Origin of the sequence: Paenibacillus mesophilus (genome assembly GCF_005938385.1) — a bacterium.
GTDB classification, from domain to species: domain Bacteria; phylum Bacillota; class Bacilli; order Paenibacillales; family NBRC-103111; genus Paenibacillus_AB; species Paenibacillus_AB mesophilus.
The window spans coordinates 108,578-130,325 of the sequence record NZ_VCRA01000015.1 but is presented as its reverse complement, the minus strand read 5'-3'; the positions used below and the strand labels follow the sequence as shown (position 1 = coordinate 130,325).

Here is a 21,748-nt window from a genome sequence, read left to right as displayed (position 1 = left end):
GCTGCTCTCCTGAAGAAGGATTAGTTCGTCGTCATAGTAAGAGGAACGGTAAGGATTAATTCGCACCCCGAATCCGAAGCGGACTTAACTTCCATCGTACCGTTAAAATTTCGTATCCGCTCGCGCATTGCGGATAAGCCATACCCATAAGCGGCTTGTGATAGCGGCTTGCCGTTATTGTATAGTGAAAAATGCAGCCGGCCTTCACGAACACCAAGCTGGAATTGAAAGTGAGTGCTTGCCCCGTGCTTCAATCCGTTCGTTAACCCTTCTTGAAGCGCATGGTAGACCGCTTTCTTCAGCAGCGGCGGCAGAACGGGAAGCGGCTCGATCCGGCAGTCGACATGAATTCCCGTAATGCTTTCGGTGTCGGCGATCAGTTTGGTCAAGCTTTCCGATAGATCGTTGTTCAGCACATCGTCCCGCATCATTCGAACGACGCTTCGAATGTCTTCGAGCCCTTTGCGAACCAATTGTTGGGCGCTGTCGAGCTTGGTGCGGGCTGTTTCAATGTCTTTGACAAGCAGCCGTTTGGTCGCTTCAAGCTGGACGATAGTTGCCGTGAGCGTATGACCGACCGTATCGTGAATTTCATGGGCTACCCGATTTCGCTCTTCCAGGCTGACGACTTCTTCCACGGCCCTTATCGTTTCTTTGATCGAGGCTTGCAGCTGCCTATTCGTTTCTTCCAGATCCGCCGTACGGATGCGGACTTCTTCCTCGAGGGAGAGAGTTAGTTTGGATATTTTCAAGTGCGTCTTGATTCTCGACAGCAGCTCTTTTTTGTAAACGGGCTTCGGCAAATAATCGTTGGCACCCATATCCAGACCTTCCACGACGTCTTCCGGAAGTGCCTTGGCCGTCAACATCAGGATCGGGATCTCCACGTCCCGGTAAGTTTGGCGTATTCGGGCACACAATTCAAAGCCGTTTACTTTGGGCATCATGATGTCGGTTATCATCAAATCCGGTATGCCGCCTTCCGCCATCCATTGGAGTGCCGCTTCCGCGCTTTCCACCGGAATGACGTCATACTCCGTTTGCAGCTGTGCGACAAGCACCTCCAGATTGACCGGCTCATCGTCGACGATCAATATTTTATATTTGCTTGAATTAGCCGGGTTCGGCTCCAAGTCGACTGTTCTCCAATCCAAGGATGGCTGATGCAAGATTGACATACCCGAATGATCGTTCTGCTCGTCATGAAGCGCCGGCCCGGCATAGGAACGCTGCTCCGTTTTCCATACAGGAAGGGTGAAGCAGAACGTACTGCCGGCCCCCGACTCGGAACGGAGCGAAAGTGTGCCGCCGTGGAGCTCTACCAGCCGCTTCGTGACCGTGAGGCCGAGTCCCGTGCCCGCGAAGGCTCCAAGTGAGTTTCCCGCTTGGGCGAACGCGTCAAAAACAGTCGCCTGATCCTGCTGGGGTATGCCGATTCCCGTGTCGGACACACATATTCGCAGCAGATTGCCGTCCACTTCCGCCGCCAATCGCACCTCTCCATCGTCGGTAAATTTAATGGCATTCCCGATTAGATTGAACAAGATTTGCTCCAGCCGGTCCTCATCCGCCGCAGCGGCGGGAAGTCCCGATGAGATGCCGTTAACGAACCGGACCCGCTTCTTGGAAGCCTGCGCTTGCAGCAGCATGACGACAATATCCGCCGCTTGCCGAATATCGGTCGGTCGAACGTTTATTTGCAAATCGTCGTGCTTCATTTTGGACAGGTCCAAAATATCGTTAATCAGACGGGACAACCTCCTCCCGCTGGCGATAAGCAGCGACATGCGGTGTACCGTTGCTTCATGGCCCGAAATCGCGGGATGATCGATTAACGTTTCGGCCAGACCGATCATTCCGTATAAGGGAGTTCGCAGTTCGTGGGATGTTCGTGCAAGAAAGTCGTCCTTCAGCTTATCCAGCTTCAGAAGCTGATTGTTTTTGATTTCCAGCTCCTCGGCATAATGCCCCAATTTCCTCTGAGTAAGGGCAAGGCGAAGGACGAGCACTACGCCGAGCGAGAGTACGAACAGCATGACGCCGATAATGATCAACGTTTCATTGAAATAGGTGGTCAGTCCCGGCCAATACCGGAACATCATAAAATCATAGGACACCAAGCTCATTTGGACATGGTGCAGAAAGGCGAACAAGCATAACCAGAAGCAGCCTGTCAGCACCCAGAGCGTTTCGGCGTCCCTGTGCCGAATAAAGGAGGCAACGAGCAGGCCGATTAGGACCAGGACGGAGCCCAGAGCCGCATAAATAAAAATGTTGGCGACCATATACCGGTATAAGTCTGCATCGACAAAAGCCGCAATACCCGCAACGGGGACGAAGACAGCCATCAGCAAAGCCGCATAACGGGAAAAGGCGCGAATCCGCCGCTCATACATACCGCCAAGAAAAAGAAATAAAGAGCATGCGCCTATCGGCAGTGCAACATCCTGCAAATAAACGAAAAGCGGATAATCGGCAACGAGCTGAAGCACCTGGGCTCTCCCGATAGCCCCATATGCCGCGCATGATGCCAGAACGCCAAAATGAAAATAAAGCGAATGTTTTCGGCTATTGGCATGAAGAACGAAGGAAACTGCGGCCAGGAACAAAAACATGACGCAGAGGATAACTCGCAGCAAGTCCCTCTTGATCATATTGACGTAAACATCCGCTCGCGATCCCAAGAGGAAGCTGCCCATTAACGGATCGTTATCGGTTTGAAGAATCCGGACATAGAGCATGTTGCCATGATCCGAGCTTTGGAGCGGTGCAAGTCCCCAATGTAAAAATTTGTTCACCTTCGGATCGGGATGTTCCATATTGAATTCATAAATCAACCGGGTTTCCACAAAGATTTGAATATGCTTATAACCCCGCATAAATAGCTGCGGGTCTTGGATGTCGCCGAGCTGCGGAATCGGGATGCGCATCCAGTATATGCCTTCATATTGCCGGGGAATGGGCGGGAATGGCGTCATCCGGTCGTCGAAAGGCTGCCAGGAAGCATCGGGATCGGGGACCGGCAGCCCTTGAACCGAGGCAAAGTCTCCGAGATGAACTTCCCACATGTTGTCTTCTCCAATAGTAGTAAACCGGAGGTTTTCCGCCCCCGTACGATCTCCGAATAGGATCGGAAAGCAGATTCCAAGTAAGAAGAGAAGCGGCAAATATGCGGCATATCGGATGAAACCCCTCTTTGCTCCGGATAAAAAGGGACCGATGGGCATTCGTCAACCTCCTATGTCTCTCGTTTATATGTAAAATATAGCATTTTTGTCCCGGAGCATTACCAATAATCTCACCGGTTACAAAATGAAAGGAACTGCACGCACGCAGTTCCTTGTTCGAGTGCGAAGCCTACCGAACACGGATGCCCAGCCCGGGGTACGCTTCTCGCAGCTCGGTGGCCCGAGCCTCAATCTTCGCTTTATCGAACCGGCCCGAGAACAGCTCCGGATCGGGTCTGAACGTGACGCTCGTGCCGGTCTCATTCGTCTCGCCGACCGTCATCAGGCCGGATTGCGGAACGCCGTGCCGGTATTCTTGCCGGTAAATTCCGCCGTCTCGCCGGATTTCAACGCTTAATGCGCGGGACAACGCATTGACGACCGCGATGCTGATCCCTTTCTCGGCCCCGGGGGCCATGAACGTTTGGCTGGAATCGCCGAACAGATCGAGCTTGGTCAATACGGATTGCACCGCCGGCTGGCCGGTTTGCGGCAGCAAGCGGGTCGGGAGGCCCCGGCCGTTATCCGCAACGGTTGCGCTGCCGTCATCGTGCAAATAAATGCCCACCTCGCTGCAGGTGCCGTTCTGATGCTCCAGGACCGAATTGCTGACGACCGCCCACAGGAGCTGATGAAGGTCGTATCCATCCTTCGTCGCGGCTCCCAAATAGCTTTGCGCTTCATTGCGCGCCTCCGTCATATCGATATAGTCGCTTGTGTCGATCAAATCCGATACGGCCGACAATAGCAGCAAAATCGGAAACCGGCGGTGTGCCGGAATCGTATAACGTCCGCCGCTTCGCTCCTCCTGGGCGAGCAAATCGGCCCCGGTCAATGCCTTCAAATGATGGTACAGCTGCCCCGTAGTCCCCATATTCAGCCGCTCCACAAGCTCCGCCCCGGTAAGAGGCTCCTTCCACAGCTCAAGCAGCAAATCGAGCCGCTGCTTATGTCCAAGTGCGGAAAGCACCTTGGCCGCCTTGACCCTGCTTAGTCCGAGCAACTCGTCCGAATGCCGCTGCTGCGGTTCGAATCGTACGGTTATATCGCCGCTGCGGTAAGACCCCGAGAAGTAAATGACGGATTCCGCACCGCATTCCTGCGGGATAACTTCCTTCTCCAACCGGTCGGCTCCTCCGGCCGAAGCTTTTCCATCAGGGCCGGCCATTTGCAAGACAAGCCTTTCGAGCTCCGCCATGCTTGCCTTCAATGCGTCCAATTCGGCGCCATAGTCTCGATTCAACGTAGTCACACTCCTTTGGGATTTACCTAACACGAAGCAGTCTGTAATATTATTATTAAATTACGTAATTTCGTGTTTACGTATATTTTATCCGACTTTATTATGCATGTAAATAGGGGAGCACGACTGTCTAAACCTATTTTTTACGGAAACGGACGACTTGGCGGTGTCCATACAAGCCATTTCCTTTCAAGCGGAATATAGTGAAGGGGTGTCGTTCATAAGCGAGTGAGATTACGATGCGGGGGAGTGGGACGAAGTGGAGAAAGTGCACGTTAACGGCGTGAACATATGCTACGAATCAACGGGGGAAGGATATCCGTTAATCGCGATTATGGGAAAAGACAGCAACATGGACTGGTGGAACCCGTCAATCAAGGCCGCGCTAAGCGAAAGAAACCGTCTCATTATGCTCGATAATCGCGGAACTGGCCGGAGTGATGTTCCGGAGGTGGCGTACGGTATAGCGGATATGGCCAAAGACGTCGTCGGGTTGATGGATGCGCTCGGCATCGACAAGGCGCATATATTCGGACAATCGATGGGCGGGATGATCGCACAGGAAATTGCGATCGAATACCCCGAGCGCGTGGCGAAGCTGATCCTATGCTGTACGACCTGCGGGGTCACCCGGGTGCTGCCTACTTGGCGGATGGTCATGCGGCTGATGCGAAAAAAAACCGGATTCTCTGCGCAGAGCACGCTGAACATGCTTTATTCCAAAGAGTACATGAAACAAAATCCGGAACAAATCCGGGCATTCGTCGAGCGGGTACGGAACGCCCCCCCGGACCCCAGAACCGTGGACATGCATAAACGGGCCAGCAGAGCTTTCGATTCGTACGAAAGACTCGGACGGATCACGGCGCCGACTCTTATTGTTCACGGCGAGAAAGACTGGGTATTCACTCCGAAGCACGCCAAACTATTGAACGGGCGCATTGCCGGCTCGAAGCTGGTCCTGTTCCCCGATGCGGGGCACGGCCTGTTTACTCAGGAGTATCGCAAAATAATAGAGGAAATTCACCGTTTCATCGGCTGAAGGGTGCCGTCCATTTCTTACGGTTGCGACCGCATAAGCTGGATTGTTTCTGGACAATTCGATGTTCATCCGGTAAAATTATGATGAAAACGAACATTGTAATGTTTAAAAACAACGTTTAATGCGGGATGGGAAGTGATCGTGTTGTTATCCATAAAGGATGAGCTGCTTGCAAGGCAGCGCGCGGCATCCATGTTCGTGAAAGCCGGAATTGTGCTCACTCCGATCGATCAGAAGCAAATCGAAATCGCCGAATTCGGATTGGGGAACTTGGAGCTCGAAGGACTGGAATTGTTCACGTACATTAATAACGAACGGTACTGCGCCAAAGAACTGGCGCTGTTTCCGGGACAAACCTGTCCGGAGCATAAGCATCCGACGGTCGGAGCCCATATGGGGAAGATGGAGACGTTCCGGTGCAGATGGGGCAAAGTTTATTTGTATGTCGAAGGGGAACGGGCATCAACCATTCAAGCGAAGGTACCTGCCGGAAGCGAACCGTATTATACCGTCTATTGCGAAATTGTGCTTCACCCCGGCGAACAGTATACGATAGCGCCGAATACGCTGCATTGGTTCCAGGCTGGGGAGGACGGAGCCGTCGTATCCGAATTTTCCAGCACGAGCCGCGACGATCTCGATATTTTTACCGATCCGCGAATACGGCGTATTCCGGAAAGCGGCGAAAACTAAACGCAATCCTTTTACACATAATGCCGAGCGGCGATCGCTCGGTTATTTTTACGTCATTTTTGAGGGAGACCTATAAAGTAAAGAAATAAAATTTCTTAAAAACGCTTGCAAAATGATATTTTATTTATATAATCATATTAAGAAATTGTAAATCGATAGGAAGGGGCATGATCGTATGAAAAAGAACAAGCTCTATTTCAGCTCCGTGCTTTTGCTGCTGGCCTCCGTCATTAGTGCCTGCGGAAATGGAAGCGCTACCACTGGGACCGATTCCAAAGCGGCGTCGGGCGGGGAAGTCGCGAAGCCGAAAGGAGACCCGGTGAAGCTGGTCATGTACAGCTGGAGACCGGAAGACAAAGACGGCTACGCCAAAATTATCGAGGAGTTCGAGAAGGACAATCCGGGCATCAAGGTGGAATTCAAGCCCTTCAAATCGACGGAATACAATACGATCGTGACGAACGCCCTGCAGTCGGGGACGGGCGTGGACATCCTGCAGCTGCGTCCTTACGACGGGGCGAAAGCGCTGGCCGATGCGAACTATTTGACCGCCGTGGACAAGGTGAAAGGGATCGAGAATATTCCGAGCAGCTATTTGGACGCGGCCAGAGGCGGCGACGGCAAAGTATACGGCATTCCGTTCATGCTGAACAACGCGGTCATTTTCTACAACAAGAAGCTGTTTGACGACAACAGCCTGCAGGTTCCCGAGACGTGGGACGATTTTCTTAAAGTAAGCGATGCGTTGAAGGCGAAAAACATTACGCCGATCGCCCAATCCGGCAAAGCCGCTTACTTGCTGTCGATGACTCATACGGTTATCGGTGCAAGCGCTTACGGAGGCAACGAGTTCGTCCAGTCGCTGCTTAAAGGGTCCGTCAATTTCAAAGACGCCAAATTCGTCGATTCGATCAAACGGATGAAGCAGCTCGAAGCTTATTTCCCGAAAGATTTCGTCGCGATCGAGGACAAAGATGCGCAGGCGCTGTTCTACACCGGCAAAGCTGCCATGTACATAAACGGAAGCCACAGGCTGGAAACGTTCGAAGCGAACAAGGTTGCTTTCCCGATCGATTATATCCCCGGCTTCGCCGCCAAAAAAGGAGATCCGGCGCAAATTACGACGTGGGTGGACGGTTCCTACGGCATTGCCAAAAGCTCTAAGCACCAGGAGCAGGCCGCGAAGTTCATCGAATTCGTCGCCTCCAAGAAGTTCGGCCAGCTGTTCAGCGACACGCTCACCCGGGTCAGCCCGATTAAAGGAGTCGAACCGAAGCACCCGCTGCTCAAGAAAATGGCGGCCCAAAGCGAGAAAAACAGTACGCCGTACTTGCTGCTGACCCACTTCAGCCAAGGCACGCCGACGACGAAGACGACGTTCGAAGATTCGCTGCAGGGCATGTATATCGGCAAGCTGACGGTCGACAAAGTGGCCGAGGATACGCAAGCTTCCGCCGCCAAATGGTTCAAGCCGCAAGCCAAATAAAGACCGGGAGAACATACGATGGAAATAAGCGGCATCGACGTCATGCGCCAATCCGTTCCGCTCGTCAAACCGTTTAAGACGGCGCTGCGCACCGTATCCCGGGCGGAATCGGTATTGGTTCGGATGACATTGAACGACGGGAGGACCGGTTGGGGGGAAGCTCCTCCCACCGTCGTCATTACCGGGGAAAGCATGGAAAGCATCGAAGCGGCCGTTGCCTATACGTTCGCTCCGCTCTTGATCGGGAGAAGCGTGCTGGCCTACGAGCAGCTGCTGCAGTCCGTCCATCAATCGATGGCGGGCGCAAGCAGCGCCAAAGCGGCCGTCGATATGGCCGTCTACGATTTGGTGAGCCAATGCGCTCAAATGCCGTTGTATCAGTTTCTCGGCGGCTATAGGGACAAGCTGGAGACGGATTTCACGGTCAGCGTCAATACCCCCGAAGAGATGGGGGACGATGCGGCGGCCTACGCGAGAAACGGGTTTACGGTGCTGAAAATCAAGGTCGGCAAAGATTCGATCGAGCGGGACATCGAACGGATCCGGGAAGTCCGGCGGCGGGTCGGCAAAGACATCAAAATCCGGGTCGATGCGAACCAAGGCTGGCAGCCGAAGGAAGCGGTCCGGTCGATACGCCGGATGGAGGATATGGGGCTCGACATCGAGCTGGTGGAGCAGCCGGTAAAGGCGCATGACATCGACGGCTTGAAGACCGTTACGGATGCCGTCGAGACGCCGGTCATGGCGGACGAAAGCGTGTTCTCGCCGCTTCAGGCTTTCGACATCATTAGGCGCCGTGCGGCGGATATGCTCAATATTAAGCTGATGAAGTCCGGAGGCATCTATTACGCCCAGCTCATCAATCAGATGGCGGAGCAGTTCGGCATGGAATGCATGGTGGGCAGCATGATCGAATCGCGCGTTGCCGTCACCGCGGCGGCTCACTTCGCAGCAAGCAAAAAAAATATTACACGGGTGGATCTCGATGCGCCGCTTATGCTGCTCTACGACACGGTGGATGGCGGAGTCGAGTACGACGGGCCGAATATGCTGCTTCCCCGCGCGGCGGGGCTTGGCATTCGCAATGTGGTGCCTCGAGAGACGGAGGCTGCGCTATGAGTGCGCTCGCCAGGATGCTTGCGGCCGTATCCGTAGCAACCGTCTGGACATCGCCGGAATCGCCGAGACGTCTGGACGAACCGGCATTGCAAAACCCGGCGGATATAAGCGGCTGGATCGGCGCGCTGACCGTACCGGACAAGCTGAATTTGTCCGACGACAATCGGGTGCAGACGCAGGTTCTGTTCGGTACGGAGCTGTTCGTCGGGGAGGAGCGGGGCGATTGGGTTCTAGTTTATATTCCCGGGCAGATGACGTCGAAGCATGTAGACGGCTATCCCGGCTGGATGCCTAAATGTCAGCTGGCGGAGCCGCCAAGCCGACCGGTCGGTGCGGCATGGGCCGAAGTGCGGGCGATGCGGGCAACGCTCACGCTTGGCTCGAAGGAGCTGGAGCTCAGCTATTTAACCCGGCTTCCCCTATTGGAGGTGACCGCCGACGCGATAAGGGTGATTACGCCGGTCGGAGAAGGACTGCTCAGCCGGAAAGAAGCGGAGATCGCTCGCGATCCGGCAAAGTGCGGATCGTTGCCGGCCCATACGGGGAGGAGCATCGCAGAAGAAGCGGTCAAGTTTACGGGACTGCCTTACTTGTGGGGCGGGTTGTCTTCCTTCGGCTTCGACTGCTCGGGCTTCGCCTATATGATGCACAGGTCGCAAGGCATCGCGATTCCCCGCGACGCTTCGGACCAAGCCCGGTATGGCGATACGATAGCGCGGGACCATCTTGCGCCGGGGGACCTGGTCTTTTTTGCAGCGGATGAAGGAAAGGGCCATATTCACCACGTCGGCATCTACATCGGGGACGGCCGCATGATTCATTCTCCGGATTCGAGAGGCGCTGTAGAGACGGTGCCGCTGGACGAAGGGAAGCTCGGGAAAGAGCATTGCTTATCGAAACGATATTGGGGGGAGGGCGCCGCCTATGCCGGGTAATACGATCGAACGAGCGGAGGAAACGAACCTTTATAGGCCGCCAGTCAACCATAAAAGGCGGTTCGCGAAACATGGGGTCCATCTTTTTTTGCTGCCGGCTCTCCTCTTTTACGCAACATTTATGATCTATCCGATTTTCCAGGCTCTGCTCAACAGTTTTTTCTCGTGGAAAGGACTTACGAGAGGGTCGTTCATCGGCCTGCAAAATTTCATCCGGCTGTTTACCGAGTCTCCGTTCAAGGAGACATTCGTCCGGGCGCTCGGACATAATATCGTGTTTTTTATTGGCGTCATGCTGAGCAAGCTGGTTGTCGCCTTTATATTGGCGATGCTGATCAACAGCAAAATTCGCGGGAAAGAGCTGTTCAAAACAATCTTCTTCGTTCCGAAGCTGCTCTCCGTCATCGTAGTCGGCTTCTTGTTCAGTTTGATTCTGAATCCGACCTACGGCGCGTTAAATACGCTGCTCCGGGTCATCGGACTCGAGGAGCTCGCCAAGCCATGGCTCGGAGACCCGAACACGGCGCTTTACGCGATCATCCTCGTCAACAGCTGGTACGGCTTCGGCTTCGCCGTTCTGATTTTCCTCGTCGGCCTGCAGGCGATATCGCAGGAAGTTTACGAGGCGGCGAGAATAGACGGAGCCTCGGGCTTCAAGATGATCTATAAGATTACGATTCCGCTCGCCATGCCTTCCATTATGATTATGTCGATATTGACGTTTATCGGCGCTTTCGAAACGTTCGAGCTCATCTTTGCGATGCAAGGCTCGTCAGGCGGACCGTACTATTCGACGGATGTGCTCGGCCTTTACTTCTACCGGCTGGCCTTCGGTTCGGTAGGCGGAGGAGAATCGATCGGCTTGGGCTCGGCGCTGGCCGTCATCCTGCTGCTGCTGATTTCCGGGGCTACGGCGGTTTCGATGTATTTCTTCAAACGGAAGGAAGTCGAGCATTGATTGGAAATCTGTGACAGGAGGTAGCCTATGGCGCTGCGGCTGCAACAAACGGGAAAGTATATCGTCTTGTCCTTCTTCGCTTTCATTTCCCTATACCCGATCTTTCTGATGATCGCCTCTTCCTTCAAGACGAAGCAAGAAATTATTACGCATCCGCTCGGGCTTCCAAGCAGCTTTTCATTGGTAAACTATATATCGGTGTGGAAAAAAGTCCATTTCGCCGACTATTTTCTGAATAGCTTGTACATAAGCGCCGTATCCGTGCTGCTCATCTTGCTCGTATCGTCCATGGCGGCCTTTTATGTGGCGAGGTATTCGTTTCGCTGGAACGGCTTCCTGCTGTTCTTCTTCATGCTGGGGCTGATGCTTCCTATGAAGCTGGCGATCTCGCCGCTGTACATGATGATGCTGAAGCTGAAGCTGCTGGATACGCATAGCTCGCTGATTATCGTCTATGTAGCAGGCCACATTTCGTTTGCCGTATTCGTGTTTTACGGGTTTTTCCGGACGCTGCCCAAAGATTTGGACCAGAGCGCGCGGATCGACGGCTGCAACGATTTCCAGGTGTATTACAAAATCGTGCTGCCGCTCATGAGACCGGCCTTGGCGACCGTCAGCATCGTCGATCTGATCGGATATGGAACGATTTCTTTTACCCGCTTATCTTCATTAAAAGCACGGAGCTCGGGACGATCCCGCTCGGCATGCTGACGCTGTTCGGCGAATACGACACGGACTGGAACTTGCTGTTCTGCGGCTTGACTTTGTCTTCGCTTCCGATGATATTGGCGTTTCTATTTGCATCCAGACAATTTATCGAAGGAATGACGACGGGGGCGGTCAAGTGATGAAGAAGTGGATTACGTTCGATCTGGACGGCACCTTGATGCAAAATCCGTTCGGCAAATGGGTGTTTCCGGAAGTGGAGGAGCTCATCTCGAACCGGCTGCAGCGCCCGTTCCGGTCGACCGAAGCGCTTATCCGGGAGCATGAGCGGCGCATGGGGCAGAACCGGACGGTGGACGCCTATGATTGGGACGATATGGTCCGGCGGCTGCTGGACGAGCTGAAGCTCGATCTTGCCATCGATGTGGAGCAGCTCGTGCTGAAGCATTCTACGGCACCCAAAATATATTTGCTGGAAGAAACGGTCATCCCAACATTAATGAAGCTGAAAGAGCAAGGGTTCTCGCTTGCGACCGTTACGAACGGATTTTATAAATTTCAGTATCCGGTCATGAAGCAATTGGGGATAAGCGGATTGTTCGACGAGATCGTCACCCCCGAGCTGGCGGGCTGCGGCAAACCGGATGAACGCATTTTCCGTGGACTTCGGGAAAGCGGGCAAATTGTCGCTCATGTGGGAGACAGGCTCGATCACGACGTTTATTTGGCCAACCGATCGGGAGTCCCTTCCGTATTGATATATCGCGGCTTGTCCGAACCGCTTAGGGCGCTCGAACCGCAGAAACGGTCGGAGAGCGCACTGTTTCTACAATTATGCGAGGAGAAGCTGCAAGCGGAACATCCGCTCGCCGTAACGACTCCGTTTCCTCCCGCCTATATCCCGACCCACGTGCTGGATCGGATCGAAGAGCTGCCTGGTTGCATCCAATCTTTTTCTTCCTCTCTATTACTTTAGAGACATGCTCCCTGCAACTTAAATCATTACAATGATACTAGCCTGAACAGGTATCATAAAGAAAGCGGGAGAGAACAGATGAAAAAGAGTATGAAGTACGTTTTAGCCGCACTACTCGTCTTCGCATCGTTGTTTGGAGTTTCGTCGGCGGCATTCGCAGACGCGGCCATGGATTTCGAAGTAACCGCAGTCGGTTACGAGAACGGCGTTTTGAAGGCTACCGGGATTTTCAAGAACACCGGGGACAAAGCGATCGATACCGTCAATAAAGTCGATGTGAAAATTTTCTTGTACAATGACGCCGGAGACGGCACGGAGGCGGCCCACCAATATTTCTCCGACTTGAAGGTCAACCTGAAGCCGTCCGAGTCCGTCGAGTATTCGCTTGAGTTTACCGGCGTGCCGGAATATGTGGATGCTACCAAATGGAGCGCCGAAGAAGGCGAGTGGGAATTCACTTACATCGAGGAGCAAGCAGCTCCGGCTCCCGCTCCGGCTGCAGAGCCGGCCGCCGAAGCCGCCCTCGATTTCGAAGTAACAAGCGTCGGTTACGAGAACGGCGTACTGAAAGCAATCGGCAAGTTCAAAAACGTCGGCGGCAAAAACATCGATACCGTAAACAAGGTTGACGTGAAAATCTTCTTGTATAACGATGCCGGCGACGGCAAGCAAGTAGCTAATCACTACTTCACCGACTTGAAGGTAAATCTGAAAGCCGGCGAAGAAGTGGAATACACGCTTGAGTTTACCGATGTGCCGGAATATACCGATGCGACCAAATGGAGCGCAGAAGAAGGCGAATGGGAGTTTACTTATTTCGAATAAAGAACAAGATGCCGCTGGTTCGGGCTTAAGCCCGCTCCATGCGGCATTTTTTTGTCGAGTGCTCCCTCGGAAGCGGATCTTCACTTTCAGGGGAATATTTAGTCGGGGGCTCCCCCGGAAGTAATAGGAATAAGCTGCGAAGCTGGTCTTCACTTCCGGGGGATAATTAATGGATCAGCTTCCATTCTTTGGCCTGCGCTACGGCTTTCATTCTTTTGCTGACGCCGAGCTTGCCGAAAATGTTTTTGATATGGTTTTTGACCGTGCCGACGACAATGTCGATCTGCTCGCCGATTTCCTGATTGGAAAGCCCTTTGGCCATCAGCTTCAGCACTTCCAGCTCCCTCGCGGTCAGCGGATCGACAAGTACGGGTGTCGGGGTGACGCCGGCCGCCTGAGCGGAGACGACCGTTTTCTCGACCGATTGCAGCATTGTCCGTACATAATACGTCTGCAAGGCGAGCAGCTGCAGCACATCTTCCCGATTCAACGCGAAAGCGTGCGTGGCCGTACTGTGTTCCAAATACAGCAGCAGGTTCGGATGGCCGGGCTTCGTTACCGGCAGGCACGCGATCGATTTCGGCCGCTGATCGCGTATGTAACGGTCTTCGCGGAACCGCTCGTCGATACCGGCGTTATCCAGCTTGACGGCCGTCAGGAAGGAGGCCGAATAACGGACTACGTCGCCCGCCAAATGCGGATACTGCTCTAGCGGAACGGATTCGAGGGACGGCGCATTGCCGTTATCCGGCAGCATGACGATTTCCACAAGCAGCTGTTCCCCTCTCTCCACGAGAAGGCAGCCTTTCTCGGCTCCGGTGTTCTCGATCAGGATATGGATAAGCTTGGACAGCAGCTGCTCCAGGTCGGCTTCCTCCAGAAAAGATTGAGCCGCCTTCAGAACGCTGGTCAAATTCCGTTCGTCGGAAGCATGACTGGACAGAAGGCTAGGCAATTCCGGCTCCGTACCTCCCCTATCGGTTACGGTCGATTCCTTCGGCGCGAGGCCCGGGTAACGATCCAGCATCGAGCGGGCTTTCACGATCGCCCCCCACTCCATGTAGCTCTCATAAGCATCGGTCAAATAGACGCGGGCGACCTTCTCGATTCCTTTGGATAAGTAAAATTTCGCGAACAGCTCGCTTGCGATCGCTTCACATTGGACATGCCCGGCTTCGCGGGCGGATAGCAGCGACTTGTGGTAGAGGCCGATCGCTTCCGACTCGCGGCCGGCGATTCTGGCTAACTCTGCGGATATAAGCTCGTGCTTGTGCAAGTAGTTTGCCGGGCTGACGGCTGACCATTGCTTCATTTGACCATGGAGTTGTTTCAAAGATGCGCGTCTTGCCGGCTTCTCGCTATCCGCAAACGTATCCCATGCCGCACATAGGGACAGCGCGTAAAAGAAATGGTGCTCTTGCAGATGCGGGACAAGCCTGGCACGGGGAATGTAGGGGAGCGCCGCTTCGGCAGCCATGATGGCTTCCCGGTAGTTGCCCAGTATATAGTGTATTTGGGACCGGTATGTGTAGTTTCGAAAAAACTGAATAGGGCGGTATTCTTTGCCCTTGATCATGCTGCGCATGGAATGCTTGTTCAGCCGTTCCATGGCGGGACTCGCAAAGTCGTTCGTCAGTCCTTGATAATCGCTGACAAGCTGCATATAGTTGCAGAACGCCATAAGGCGGAACGAGTTTTTCGTTTCCAGCATCGTAAGCAAATACGATTGCGCGAGACGGTACAGCGGCTCCAACGTGCCATGAACGTATACCGCGTTGGCATGGTCGGTCATCGCCATCCCGGCGTAAACGAAGTCGCCTGCTTCGAGACATTGCCGCACCGCATGGAGGAGCATAGCCGAATTGGCTTCCCCGGACATCTCCCATTGGCACAACGCTTTGCCGAGCATATACGCAAGCTTCCCCTGTATTGCCGGATGCGAGGCGGTTTCGGACAGCGCATAGGCGGCTTTAAGCAGCCGTAATCCGGCCTCGTAATGCTCCAGCTCGTTGCAGAGGTGAAGCCCGAACGTACCGTATATGACAAGGGAGGCGGGCGTGTTGCCGTGCTTCAAGGAAAGATTGAGCATTTTGCCGATCATGACGGAGTAGACGTCTTTATCGGTAAGAAGAGCGGGGTACGCCAGAAGCATGATCATATCGGCGATGGCGCATACGTCCGGATTCGTTGCATGCGGCAAAGCGGTCAACCGGACGATGTCGGCCGCAGCGAGCTTCTTGGCGGCGGCTCTCTCTTTGGAGACCGCACCGGCACCCGGGTATCGGGGGATGCGGACGTTGAACTGCTGCAAGCTTTGCAAGCCGAGCGTAATCGCTTCGGCAAACTTCCCTTTGTTCACGTGCAGCGTAATTTGAAGGCGATGTACGCGTGCGCGCTCCAAACGATTTCTTGCGCGAAGCAGCAACTGGTCCAGCAGCTTCTCCGAGGAGGGGGAGCTCCCGCTCAAATATAAGCATTCGGCATAGTTCAAGCCGAGTTCGAAGCAAAGCTCGAATGTGCTGCTCCAATCTTCTGCCGTGATCCGGTCCAACGCCGAACGGTAATATCGCGTGGCGGCTTCGAAAGCGGATGAAGCTTTGGCGTTACGGCCATCGGCCATGTTCCTTTCGATTCGTTGCATCCGATCGGCCTTTGACGGCTGCATATTAAGGGATCACCTGGGAGATTCAAAATCAATCATTAGGTAAATAGTACCATTGAATCCCCAGAATAAACAACGGGGTACAACAAAATTCGCACCTGATCCGCAGGTCGGCAATGAGCCTTATTGGGCATCGGGATCCATTCCTTTCGTTTCTTGGCCGAACCCTAACACAGCGAGCGCTCCCAGTACAATTGAAGCGAAAAACAACAGGAAGACGGCGGAAACGGCCGTTCCTCCCGCCACAAGCATACCTACGACGTACGGACCGATTACGCCCCCGATCCGTCCGAATGAGGCGGCAAGCCCGACGCCCGTGGAACGGATCGCCGTCGGATACAGCTCCGGCGTGTAGGCATACATCGCGCCCCAGGCGCCCAGATTGAAGAAAGACAGGCACATCCCGGCCAAAACGAGCATTCCCTCTGAACCGGCGGTGCCGAACCATACGGCGCTGACCGCCGTCATCAGCAAGTAAGTGACCAGCACGAATTTGCGGCCGAGCTTCTCGATCAAATAAGCGGCCGTAAAATAACCGGGAAGCTGCGCCAGCGTAATGATCAGGACATATTGAAAGCTTTTGACGAGATTGAAGCCCTTCAGCACCATGACCGTCGGCAGCCACAGGAACATTCCGTAATAAGAGAAAACGACGGTGAACCACAAAATCCACAGCGTAACGGTCGATCTGCGGTATTTGGCCGACCAGACGGATGCGAGGCGCCGCCGAAAAGACAGCCTGGCGCTTCGCAGTCCGGTGTACCGGGGCGGGTCTTGGATGCTGCGTCTTAATACAAGAGCGTACAAAGAAGGCAATGCACCGATCAGGAAAGCCGTACGCCAGCCGTATGCGGGAATGACGAAGTAGGAGATCAGTGCCGATACGATCCAGCCGGCCGCCCAGAAGCTTTCCAGCAGAACGACCGCACGCCCCCGATCGTGCAGGGGGACCGATTCGGAGACGAGCGTGGAAGCGACCGGCAGTTCTCCGCCCAAGCCGAAGCCGGCGATGAACCGCAAGTAGCACAGCATGGCGAAGCTCGCCGCCAGCGCGGACAATCCGCTCGCGATAGAAAAGATTAGAAGTGTCCAAATAAGCACGGCCCGCCTGCCGTAACGATCCGCAAGCGAGCCGGCGACTGCCGCGCCGAAGGCCATGCCAACCGAATTCGTGGCCGTCAGCAGGCCGATCTGCTGCGGTCCGAGCTTCCATTCCACGGCAAGGGCGGCAACGATAAACGACACCAGGCCGACATCCATCGCGTCGAATAGCCAGCTGATGCCGGTGCTGAACAGCAGTTTTCTTTGTTTAGGCTCGCGAAGCAGCGCTAATTTACTCATAGGACGGCCAACATCTCCACATTTTTGTTCTCTATTATTTGCATAAATTATCCTGTTTATGTGGGGAGTTCCGGTGCGGAAGCGGTAAGTATCCCATTACCGGAACGTCATGGAGAAATCAGTTCACACGTGCATAAGGATATGGTACGATCAACATATAATGCCATTATTAGGAATAGGGGTGCGGCGATGAAAGGTATGATGCGGAGGATGATACAGCGGAAAGTGCAGCGTGCGATATCCATGCAGCGGGAAGTGCAGCATATGATATCCAGCTCCGATCAACCTAGGTTTATCAACCCTCCGGCTTTTCGAATGGTTGGAAAGCTGGTGAAATACTGGCTCTGGCTGCTCTCCGTCGTCCTTCTCTCCATGGGTGTTTTCATCTTTATCACGTTTCCGTTCTTTATATGCTTCGTTTACTTTTACTGGTTGTTCTCGCGCACTTGGAAAGGTCACGGGTATTCCATGAAGCTGCTTCACGGTTCGACGGCGGGACTATGGATCGTATTTATCCTGTTTGCCTCTCCGATTCGAGGATTAGTGGAAGCCATATTTTTCTGAAGAGAAGGGGGAGCATGGAATGGCAGATAAGCCTGAACTCAGCTTGCTGTATCCGCAAGGGGGGATGCAAAGAGCGTCCGGTACGGCCGTAGCGGAGCCGACACTAGTATCGGCGCTCGCGGCGGAATCGTTATTCGGCGTCATGCGCAATACGAACCGGTTTAAGCCTCATCAGAAAAATCCGATCGGTTATTTTACCGACAAAATCGAAGTTATTTCTTATAGACTCGACGTATTGGAAGATTTAATGGATAACGAACCGTTGGCCAAGCTGCTGCAGACGCTGCTGCCCGATCTCGAGGATATGAAGGAGCTGCAGCAGATCGATAAAGTGCAAGCCACCGATACGGCGGCGGAGCTGACCAGCATTTCCGAGATCGAGCTGTATATCGGTCTTATCGATCGGCTGTACGATTTTTTCCAAAAAGAACGGGTGACGCTGCGGTCGGCCGGCTTGCGCGCTTTGGCCGAACAGCTGAAACGAATAGGCGAGAGCGGGCCGTTCCGCAATCTGAAGGCGGAATATGATAGAATTTCGACCAGCATCAGAAGTATCAAGAGCATCACGGTCGGTGTCAATCTGGACGAACAATTCCGGCCGTACGAGGCCGGTGTCGTTGCCGTTCATGAGTCGAGGTTCCAATCCGGCAAAATTATCGACAAATTGCTCAGAATGGATTTCAGCAATGATCCTTTCAACTGTATAGCGCCGCTGGAAGTCGTAGGAAAAGGGTTGACGCACGAACAGACGAACGGCTTCCGGGCCGCCGTCAACAGTGCGCTCAATACGGTGTTTAAGTCCTCGATCCGGAGCTGGCGGCCGGTTGTTCGGGCTTATACGTATTCCGAGTCCAAATTTCTGATCAATCTCGTGGACGAGATCCGCTTTCTCCTGGGAGGAGTATCGCTTGTCAACAAGCTGCGGGATGCCGGAGTTCCCGTATGCAAGCCGCGTGTGGAGCCGAAGGAACGCAAAGCATTCGAGATCAACGGCCTGTATAACCCCGCGATCGTGCTGGATCAACAAAAGATATTGGATGAGAGAGCGACCAACAAGGTCGTGCTGAATCCGATCAAGTTCGATGCGAACGGGATGATCTACATCCTGACCGGACCGAATCAGGGAGGAAAGACCGTATTCGTGCAGGCGGTCGGCATCGCGCAGCTGTTGTTCCAGCTGGGGATTTTCGTACCAGCTTTCTCTGCGTCGATGAGTCCGGTCGATCAAATCTTCGTTCATTTTCCGGACGACAGCGACCGCAAGGCGACCGGCAGATTCGGCGACGAATGCCAGCGGCTTATGACGATTTGCCAGAAGCTGACCGAGCACAGCTTGCTGCTGATGGACGAGACGTTCTCGGGGACGAGCGCCTTGGAAGCGAATTACATTGCCGAGCAAGTGCTTCTAGGCTTGCGTACGGCGGGCTGCCGGGTGCTGTTCTCGACGCATTTGCACGAGCTGGCGAGGAGCATCGACGACTTGAATAAACGGGCCGATTCGGATACGGGCCGGATCGACAGCCTCACGGCCGAACTGGAAGCGGAGCATTCGGATACCGGCAGACGGAGCTACAAAATAAGCCGTTCCCGCCCGGCAGGCACCAGCTACGCGCGGGACATAGCGGAAAAGTACGGATTGACTTACGAGGGATTGATGGCTTCCTTGCATAGACGGGACAGGAATGAGCCGGAAGCGTTATAGAAGGTTCTGCAAATCAATAAAGCCGGTAACTCCAATCGGAGGTTACCCGGCTTTTTTGCGTCAAGCCTATAGCTCAGCCAAAATGCGGGCGATCCGCCCGCTGTCTTCTTCCCGGTATACATGCTCATGATAGTGGGTCTGGCGAACGTCGATCCATCCTTTTTCGACGGCTAAGGCATAATAATCATCATAGCGAAACCTCCATCACCGCAAGGTTTTGGAGGTTTCTTTGCCGCTATGCTCCGCTTATCCCCATATCTCGGGCCAATTGCGGAATCGTTCTGCGGAAAGAGTCGGCCCCGCGCCTATCAAACAGTCGGGTTCCATTCTTCCTCATGGACATTACGCTCGCGATCCAGCTGTTCGTCCAGCCGGTCTCGACGCACCACGGGCCCCAGCCGTTATCCGCGGAGCTGCCCCAATATTCCCACTTCACATCGTCGAAGCTGCGCATCCATGCGCCGTCGAGATAAGGATGGGCAGCGGATCTGACCTGGATCCGGCACAAGAAGGAGATGAGCCGGTCTTCCGCTTCCTTCAGCTTGACGTCTCCGGTCGCCGCATAAGCTTCATGCAAGCCGATCAGCGCCCAGTTGGCCGTATACAACAGATCGCATACGGGATCATCTTCTTCCTGCATCAAGGATGCTTCGTGCTTGCCGTATTCTTCATTCGAACGCGGAGGCGGATAACGGCCGTTCTCCAGAGGCCCCAGAATATCCCGGACCGAGCCGCACGGCTCCATTCGCGACAGCAGCATATCCGTCATTCGGGTCAACCAGGAGCGATGCTCCTCGGTGTCCTCGATCTCGACCAGCAGCGACAGCGGAAGTATCATTCGCGCGATTTCCTGCGTCAAACCGTTCGTCCATGTCCAGCGAGACGGCGTCGCCTCCATCGTGATGCGAATCGCCTTCTTCGCTTTCGAGAGAAACGGCTCGCAGCCCGTCATCGCATAAGCCCACAAATAACAAGCCCATAAATAGCACTGGTAATGGGGGGCCAAGTGGATGTAAGACTCGCCTTCATAAAACTTCCAATCGCGACCGTTTGCAAACGATTTGCCGGTTTCCAGAAAAGGACGCCGGAAGCCGTCGGTGCCCGCAGTACGGAGGTTGCCCAGCAAGCAAGCCGAAACCCGTTCATCCCAACGATCGGTATCCAAGACGGAGCGTGCGGCTAGCGTTGCCAATATGACACGGGCATTGTCGTCGCCGTAAAACACCGGCCTGCGGTCGTACCAATTGACAAGGCCGTAGTCCGAATCCCCCGGACGGTCGTTGTAAAAGCTGCGGTCCATCCAAACCGTGTCGAGCATTTGCTCCGCCAATTGCTTGCTGTCCGGATTCCCGTGAACCGTATAGTCGAATGCAAAAGCCATCGCCGACTCGGCGATGCAATCCGCTCGGAGCCATGCGCGCATGAGCTGCTTTCCGTCGCTGCGTATATTCGATTCGAACCCTTCGATCACGCCTTTATTGGAATCGATGCTATATACCGCATGACCGCGAAACCATTGCATCGAACGGAGAAGCGCTTGCGATTCCGCATCATGCGGCAGAGGCTCGTCCTTGGTCCACTGCGTGCGCACGGCCGGCTCCCATCGCAACGCTTCCGCTGCATGCGGATAACCCGCCCAAGTCAGTATGCGCTTCCAAACGGTATGCCAGACGGCAAGCGGCGCATAACGTCCACCGATAACGCGGCTTAAGGCGCTTGCAGCGATCAGCACGTCCCGATTTGGCAATTGGTAGAGGAGCGGCACGGCCGAGTCCGGCAGTCCGAAAACCGCCTTGTCATAGCCGGTTACGCGTGCGAGAACGAGATGAACCGCCGCCTTGTCCGGCATTTCGAGAGGAACGTACCAGCAGCCGTGCATGGCCATGATCGTCATCGGCTCCGCTTGCGGCGCGAACATGTCCGAAGCGGCGACGACCCGCTCTCCGCTCGCCGATTTTGGGCTCCCGACGGTCAAACCGGAGAATGATTGCGGATATTCCACATAAAGCTTCAAACGTTTGCTTTCAATCACTTGTAGATGACTTTCATTTAATACGGGACCCGCTGCCGGATACCGGTCGGACATAATAAACAACCCGGCTTCTTCGGCAGCTTGCCGCAGCGCATCGTCCACATTGTCGAATCGATCGACGCCTATGCCGGCTTCCCGCAATGCGCGGTACATATCGTTTTGGTCCGAACAGCACAAAAACAATCGTTTCCCGTTTTTTTCGTCATGCCTTACCGCCATAATCACTTTCCCTTCTGCCGGATAAATGCAAGATGCTACAGGGCTAGTATACTAAAGC

17 protein-coding genes are annotated in these 21,748 nt (G+C 54.3%); 12 read left to right on the top strand and 5 right to left on the bottom strand.

Going from position 1 to position 21,748, the window contains the following annotated elements; translation table 11 throughout:
• Nucleotides 1-20 precede the first annotated feature (20 nt).
• Both FE783_RS24195 and FE783_RS24190 read right to left on the bottom strand, forming a co-directional pair.
• The gene (locus tag FE783_RS24195; RefSeq protein WP_158302002.1) at nucleotides 21-3,068 is read right to left on the bottom strand and encodes an ATP-binding protein; all 3,048 of its coding nucleotides are present in this window, start codon (nucleotides 3,066-3,068) and stop codon (nucleotides 21-23) included.
• A 289-nt stretch (nucleotides 3,069-3,357) separates the two neighbouring features.
• The gene (locus tag FE783_RS24190; protein WP_138881964.1) at nucleotides 3,358-4,470 is read right to left on the bottom strand and encodes an ATP-binding protein; all 1,113 of its coding nucleotides are present in this window, start codon (nucleotides 4,468-4,470) and stop codon (nucleotides 3,358-3,360) included.
• 259 nt (nucleotides 4,471-4,729) lie between these two features.
• Between FE783_RS24190 and FE783_RS24185 the strand changes: the two genes are divergently transcribed.
• The 10 genes from FE783_RS24185 (at nucleotide 4,730) to FE783_RS24145 (ending at nucleotide 13,170) form a co-directional block, all read left to right on the top strand.
• Nucleotides 4,730-5,512: an alpha/beta fold hydrolase gene (locus tag FE783_RS24185; RefSeq protein WP_138881963.1), complete on the top strand. Its 783-nt coding sequence runs from the start codon at nucleotides 4,730-4,732 to the stop codon at nucleotides 5,510-5,512.
• Nucleotides 5,513-5,704: 192 nt separating this feature from the next.
• Nucleotides 5,705-6,205: a D-lyxose/D-mannose family sugar isomerase gene (locus tag FE783_RS24180; RefSeq protein WP_138882012.1), complete on the top strand. Its 501-nt coding sequence runs from the start codon at nucleotides 5,705-5,707 to the stop codon at nucleotides 6,203-6,205.
• Nucleotides 6,206-6,380: 175 nt separating this feature from the next.
• Nucleotides 6,381-7,691 carry an ABC transporter substrate-binding protein gene (locus FE783_RS24175; RefSeq protein ID WP_138881962.1) on the top strand — a complete coding sequence of 437 codons (1,311 nt, stop codon included), beginning with the start codon at nucleotides 6,381-6,383 and terminating at the stop codon, nucleotides 7,689-7,691.
• An 18-nt stretch (nucleotides 7,692-7,709) separates the two neighbouring features.
• Nucleotides 7,710-8,810, top strand: coding sequence for a dipeptide epimerase (locus FE783_RS24170; RefSeq protein WP_138881961.1), 1,101 nt, complete (start codon nucleotides 7,710-7,712; stop codon nucleotides 8,808-8,810).
• Complete coding sequence (locus tag FE783_RS24165) at nucleotides 8,807-9,745, top strand: C40 family peptidase (RefSeq protein ID WP_138881960.1); 939 nt, start codon at nucleotides 8,807-8,809, stop codon at nucleotides 9,743-9,745. Before FE783_RS24170 ends, FE783_RS24165 begins: the two co-directional genes overlap by 4 nt.
• Nucleotides 9,735-10,703: a carbohydrate ABC transporter permease gene (locus tag FE783_RS24160; RefSeq protein ID WP_138881959.1), complete on the top strand. Its 969-nt coding sequence runs from the start codon at nucleotides 9,735-9,737 to the stop codon at nucleotides 10,701-10,703. Before FE783_RS24165 ends, FE783_RS24160 begins: the two co-directional genes overlap by 11 nt.
• Nucleotides 10,704-10,730: 27 nt before the next feature.
• Nucleotides 10,731-11,414 (top strand): carbohydrate ABC transporter permease, encoded by a 684-nt coding sequence (locus FE783_RS24155; protein ID WP_338015896.1) that lies wholly within the window; start codon nucleotides 10,731-10,733, stop codon nucleotides 11,412-11,414.
• Nucleotides 11,408-11,551 (top strand): hypothetical protein, encoded by a 144-nt coding sequence (locus tag FE783_RS38865; RefSeq protein ID WP_338015895.1) that lies wholly within the window; start codon nucleotides 11,408-11,410, stop codon nucleotides 11,549-11,551. The genes FE783_RS24155 and FE783_RS38865 overlap by 7 nt, the downstream gene beginning before the upstream one ends.
• Entirely contained in the window at nucleotides 11,551-12,345 is a 795-nt protein-coding gene (locus FE783_RS24150) for an HAD family hydrolase (RefSeq protein ID WP_238403240.1), read from the top strand. The genes FE783_RS38865 and FE783_RS24150 overlap by 1 nt, the downstream gene beginning before the upstream one ends.
• A gap of 78 nt (nucleotides 12,346-12,423) precedes the next feature.
• The gene (locus FE783_RS24145) at nucleotides 12,424-13,170 is read left to right on the top strand and encodes a Cna B-type domain-containing protein (RefSeq protein ID WP_138881957.1); all 747 of its coding nucleotides are present in this window, start codon (nucleotides 12,424-12,426) and stop codon (nucleotides 13,168-13,170) included.
• A gap of 166 nt (nucleotides 13,171-13,336) precedes the next feature.
• Here the strand turns inward: FE783_RS24145 and FE783_RS24140 are convergent, their stop codons facing one another.
• Together FE783_RS24140 and FE783_RS24135 are read right to left on the bottom strand one after the other, a co-directional pair.
• On the bottom strand, nucleotides 13,337-15,835 hold the full coding sequence (locus FE783_RS24140; protein ID WP_138881956.1) for a LuxR C-terminal-related transcriptional regulator: 2,499 nt from the start codon (nucleotides 15,833-15,835) through the stop codon (nucleotides 13,337-13,339).
• A 120-nt stretch (nucleotides 15,836-15,955) separates the two neighbouring features.
• Nucleotides 15,956-17,173: an MFS transporter gene (locus FE783_RS24135; protein ID WP_138881955.1), complete on the bottom strand. Its 1,218-nt coding sequence runs from the start codon at nucleotides 17,171-17,173 to the stop codon at nucleotides 15,956-15,958.
• A 189-nt stretch (nucleotides 17,174-17,362) separates the two neighbouring features.
• Here FE783_RS24135 and FE783_RS24130 point away from each other — a divergent pair, with 189 nt between their 5' ends.
• Both FE783_RS24130 and FE783_RS24125 read left to right on the top strand, forming a co-directional pair.
• Nucleotides 17,363-17,737 (top strand): hypothetical protein, encoded by a 375-nt coding sequence (locus FE783_RS24130; RefSeq protein ID WP_138881954.1) that lies wholly within the window; start codon nucleotides 17,363-17,365, stop codon nucleotides 17,735-17,737.
• 19 nt (nucleotides 17,738-17,756) lie between these two features.
• Complete coding sequence (locus FE783_RS24125) at nucleotides 17,757-19,439, top strand: MutS-related protein (RefSeq protein ID WP_138881953.1); 1,683 nt, start codon at nucleotides 17,757-17,759, stop codon at nucleotides 19,437-19,439.
• Between the two features lie 235 nt (nucleotides 19,440-19,674).
• On the opposite strand, the gene FE783_RS24120 is transcribed toward FE783_RS24125, so the two are convergent.
• Nucleotides 19,675-21,690, bottom strand: a complete 2,016-nt coding sequence (locus FE783_RS24120) for a hypothetical protein (protein WP_138881952.1) — start codon at nucleotides 21,688-21,690, stop codon at nucleotides 19,675-19,677.
• Nucleotides 21,691-21,748: the final 58 nt, after the last annotated feature.